This window comes from Streptomyces sp. NPDC096012 (assembly GCF_040426375.1).
Lineage (GTDB): Bacteria > Actinomycetota > Actinomycetes > Streptomycetales > Streptomycetaceae > Streptomyces.
This window is the reverse complement of sequence record NZ_JBEOTD010000086.1, coordinates 1-4,647: the sequence shown is the minus strand read 5'-3', so window position 1 is coordinate 4,647 and position 4,647 is coordinate 1. Positions and strand designations below refer to the sequence as shown.

General features: G+C 68.9%; 5 protein-coding genes. All 5 read left to right on the top strand.

Features of this window, described 5'->3' with window-relative positions; translation table 11 throughout:
* Window positions 1-131 precede the first annotated feature (131 nt).
* Window positions 132-1,343 (top strand): phosphoglycerate kinase, encoded by a 1,212-nt coding sequence (locus ABVB68_RS36550; protein WP_353605535.1) that lies wholly within the window; start codon window positions 132-134, stop codon window positions 1,341-1,343.
* A gap of 5 nt (window positions 1,344-1,348) precedes the next feature.
* Entirely contained in the window at window positions 1,349-2,125 is a 777-nt protein-coding gene (gene tpiA, locus ABVB68_RS36545; RefSeq protein WP_353605534.1) for a triose-phosphate isomerase, read from the top strand.
* A gap of 107 nt (window positions 2,126-2,232) precedes the next feature.
* Window positions 2,233-2,469, top strand: a complete 237-nt coding sequence (gene secG, locus ABVB68_RS36540) for a preprotein translocase subunit SecG (RefSeq protein ID WP_353605533.1) — start codon at window positions 2,233-2,235, stop codon at window positions 2,467-2,469.
* A gap of 233 nt (window positions 2,470-2,702) precedes the next feature.
* Window positions 2,703-3,038 carry an RNA polymerase-binding protein RbpA gene (locus ABVB68_RS36535; RefSeq protein WP_003957010.1) on the top strand — a complete coding sequence of 112 codons (336 nt, stop codon included), beginning with the start codon at window positions 2,703-2,705 and terminating at the stop codon, window positions 3,036-3,038.
* A gap of 239 nt (window positions 3,039-3,277) precedes the next feature.
* Window positions 3,278-4,647: glucose-6-phosphate isomerase (gene pgi / locus ABVB68_RS36530; RefSeq protein WP_353605532.1), on the top strand; the 1,370-nt coding region annotated here is incomplete at its 3' end.

Below are 4,647 nucleotides of genomic sequence, written 5' to 3'. Positions count from 1 at the left end.
TTTTTTTTTATTTTGTTTGCGCGGGGGGCGCGGGGCCGCCCCGGCCGGCCGCCCCGGGGCCCTGCTCTCACGTGCGGACCACGCCCTTTTACGATCAGGTGCACCACGAGCTCTCCTCAGGAGTCCACCCCATGAAGACGATCGACGAACTTCTCGCCGACGGCGTGAGCGGCAAGCGGGTCTTCGTCCGCGCCGACCTCAACGTGCCGCTGGCCGACGGGACGATCACCGACGACGGCCGCATCCGTGCCGTCCTGCCCACCGTCAAGGCCCTCGCCGACGCGGGCGCCAAGGTGATCGTCGCCTCGCACCTGGGCCGCCCCAAGGGCGCCCCGGACCCCGCCTTCTCCCTGCTGCCCGCCGCCGAGCGCCTCGGTGAACTGCTCGGCGCCCCGGTCGCCTTCGCCCAGGACACCGTCGGCCCCGCCGCCCACGACGCCGTGAACGGCCTCGAGCCCGGCCAGGTCGCGGTCATCGAGAACCTGCGCTTCAACCCCGGTGAGACCGCCAAGGACGACACCGAGCGGGGCGAGTTCGCCGACCGGCTGGCCGCCCTCGCCGACGTCTACGTCGGTGACGGCTTCGGCGCGGTCCACCGCAAGCACGCCTCCGTCTACGACCTCCCGGCCAGGCTGCCGCACTACGCCGGCTACCTGATCGCCACCGAGGTCGCCGTGCTGAAGAAGCTCACCGACGACGTCAAGCGCCCCTACGTCGTCGTGCTCGGCGGCGCCAAGGTCTCCGACAAGCTCGCCGTCATCGACCAGCTGCTCGGCAAGGCCGACCGGCTGCTCATCGGCGGCGGCATGGCCTACACCTTCCTCAAGGCCAAGGGCTACGAGGTCGGCATCTCCCTCCTGCAGGAGGACCAGGTCCCGACCGTCACGGAGTACATGCGCCGCGCCGAGAAGCAGGGCGTGGAGCTGGTTCTCCCCGTCGACGTCGTGGTCTCCCCGGAGTTCCCGGACCTGAAGACCAAGGCGCCGACCCGGCACAGCGTGGTCGACGCGGACAAGATCCCCGCCGACCAGGAGGGCCTGGACATCGGCCCGAAGACCCGGGAGCTGTACGCCTCGAAGCTCGCCGACGCCGAGACCGTCTTCTGGAACGGTCCCATGGGCGTCTTCGAGCACCCCGACTACGCCGAGGGCACCAAGGCGGTCGCCCAGGCCCTCGTCGACTCGCACGGCTTCACCGTCGTCGGTGGCGGTGACTCCGCCGCGGCCGTGCGTACGCTCGGCTTCGACGAGAACGCATTCGGCCACATCTCGACCGGTGGCGGCGCCTCCCTCGAATACCTCGAGGGCAAGACGCTCCCCGGCCTCGCCGCACTGGAGGACTGACCTCAATGAGCACGCGCATGCCGCTGATGGCGGGCAACTGGAAGATGAACCTCAACCACCTCGAGGCCATCGCGCACGTCCAGAAGCTCGCCTTCGCCCTGGCCGACAAGGACTACGAGGCCGTCGAGGTCGCCGTCCTGCCGCCCTTCACCGACCTGCGCTCCGTGCAGACCCTGGTCGACGGCGACAAGCTCAAGATCAAGTACGGCGCCCAGGACCTCTCGCAGCACGACTCCGGCGCCTACACCGGCGAGATCTCCGGTTCGATGCTGGCCAAGCTGAAGTGCTCCTTCGTGGCCGTCGGCCACTCCGAGCGGCGCCAGTACCACCACGAGACCGACGAGATCGTCAACGCCAAGGTCAAGGCCGCCTACCGGCACGGCCTCACCCCGATCCTGTGCGTCGGCGAGGAACTGCACGTCCGCGAGGCGGGCAACCACGTCGACCACACCCTCGCGCAGGTCGAGGCCGGGCTGAAGGACGTGCCCGCCGAGCAGGCCGAGACCGTCGTGATCGCCTACGAGCCCGTGTGGGCCATCGGCACCGGCAAGGTCTGCGGCGCCGAGGACGCCCAGGAGGTCTGCGCCGCCATCCGCGCCAAGATCGCCGAGCTGTACTCCCAGGAGCTGGCCGACCGGGTCCGCATCCAGTACGGCGGCTCAGTGAAGTCGGGCAACGTCGCCGAGATCATGGCCCAGGCCGACATCGACGGCGCCCTGGTGGGCGGAGCCTCGCTGGACGCCGACGAGTTCGTCAAGATCGTGCGGTTCCGCGATCAGTAGGCCGAGCTGCGAGTAGGCGGCAGCGGCGATACGTCGTACCCTTGCGGGGGCACAGCCGTGTGCTGTGCCCCCGTCGTCCATCCGTATCCGAGGAAGTTGGTCCAGCCGTGGTTCTGGGGTTCTCGATCGCCCTGATCGTCTTCAGCCTGCTGATGATGCTGCTGGTGCTGATGCACAAGGGGAAGGGCGGCGGCCTCTCCGACATGTTCGGCGGCGGCATGCAGTCCTCCGTCGGCGGTTCCTCGGTCGCCGAGCGCAACCTGGACCGGATCACCATCGTGGTCGGCCTGCTGTGGTTCGCCTGCATCATCGTGCTCGCGCTTCTGATGAAGTCGAACAGCTGACGCCGAATGCGCACAGCTGGCGTGAACAGCACGTACAGCATGTACATTCCGCACGTAACGCCCCATGTTCGGTACGCGCCCCTGAGCGCGGCCTATCATGGGGCTTGCGTCTATGTGCGGGGGCTGTAACTCCGGGCACTGGACGCGCGTTGGGCCTTACGTAGACTGAGGCGCTCGCGGCGAAGCGGAAGGCCGACTCGCTTGGCGGCACCATCACGCAGGGAGTTACGACCGTGGCAAGTGGCAACGCGATCCGAGGAAGCCGGGTCGGGGCGGGGCCGATGGGCGAGGCCGAGCGCGGCGAGTCCGCGCCGCGTCTGCGCATCTCCTTCTGGTGCTCCAACGGGCACGAGACGCAGCCCAGCTTCGCCAGCGACGCTCAGGTCCCCGACACCTGGGACTGCCCGCGCTGCGGCTTCCCGGCCGGCCAGGACCGGGACAACCCGCCGGACCCGCCGCGCACCGAGCCGTACAAGACGCACCTCGCGTACGTGCGGGAGCGGCGCAGCGACGCGGACGGCGAGGCGATCCTCGCCGAGGCGCTCGCCAAACTGCGAGGCGAGATCTAGCACTTCTCACCGGCCGGGTGCCCGCGGGCGCCCGGCCGGAGCCGTTCGCGCGACCCGGGCCTGACCGGTTGCGGGACGGGGGACCGGCGTGCGCCGGCGCGGTGCGGGTCTCCGGCCGGCCGCGGGACGGAACCCACCGGTTGCCACGGGTGGGCACAGCGTCGCGACCGCTCATCGCGTGCACTGATCAACTAGGTTGGAACAGTTGGGACAGGCACGAAAGAAGGCTGAAGTCGCACATGAACGCAGACAGCCGTACCAGGCTCAACCAGCTGCCCGAATGGACCGCTCTGGCCAAGCACCGGGAGGAGTTGGCCGGCACCCATCTGAGGGACCTGTTCGCCGCCGATCCGCAGCGCGGCGACGCGTACACGCTCCGGGTCGGCGACCTGTACATCGACTACTCGAAGCACCTGGTCACCGAGGAGACGCTGCGGCTGCTGCGTGAGCTGGCCGTCGCGACCGACGTGTTCGGGCTGCGGGACGCCATGTTCCGCGGGGAGCGGATCAACGTGACCGAGAACCGGGCGGTGCTGCACACCGCGTTGCGGGCCCCTCGGGACGCGGTGATCGAGGTCGACGGCGAGAACGTGGTGCCGCGGGTGCACGCGGTCCTGGACAAGATGGCCTCCTTCTCCGACCGGGTCCGCTCGGGGGAGTGGACCGGCCACACCGGCAAGCGGATCAGGAACGTCGTCAACATCGGTATCGGCGGCTCCGACCTCGGCCCGGCCATGGCCTACGAGGCGCTGCGCAGCTTCACCGACCGCGGTCTGACGGTCCGTTTCGTGTCCAACGTGGACGGTGCCGACCTGCACGAGGCCACCCGTGACCTGGACCCGGCCGAGACGCTGTTCATCGTGGCGTCCAAGACGTTCACCACGATCGAGACGATCACCAACGCCACCTCGGCCCGTACGTGGCTGCTGGACGGGCTCGGCGGTGAGCAGAAGGCGGTGGCCCGGCACTTCGTGGCGTTGTCCACGAACGCGCAGAAGGTCGCCGACTTCGGCATCGACCCGCAGAACATGTTCGAGTTCTGGGACTGGGTCGGTGGCCGTTACTCGTTCGACTCCGCGGTCGGCCTGTCCCTGATGATCGCCATCGGCCCGGACCGGTTCCGGGAGATGCTGGAGGGTTTCCGTCTGGTCGACGACCACTTCCGCACCGCGCCCGCCGAGGCCAACGCCCCGCTTTTGATGGGCCTGTTGGGTATCTGGTACAACAACTTCCACGATGCCCAGTCGCACGCGGTCCTGCCCTACAGCCACTACCTGTCCCGGTTCACGGCGTATCTGCAGCAGCTGGACATGGAGTCCAACGGCAAGTCGGTGCAGCGCGACGGCCGGCCGGTGCAGTGGCAGACCGGCCCCGTGGTCTGGGGGACGCCCGGCACGAACGGTCAGCATGCCTACTACCAGTTGATCCATCAGGGCACCAAGCTGATCCCGGCGGACTTCATCGGTTTCGCCCGCCCGGTGGCCGAGCTCAGTGGGGACCTGGCGGGCCAGCATGACCTGCTGATGGCGAACTTCTTCGCGCAGACCCAGGCCCTCGCCTTCGGCAAGACCGCCGAGGAGGTCCGTGCCGAAGGGGTGCCGCAGGAGCT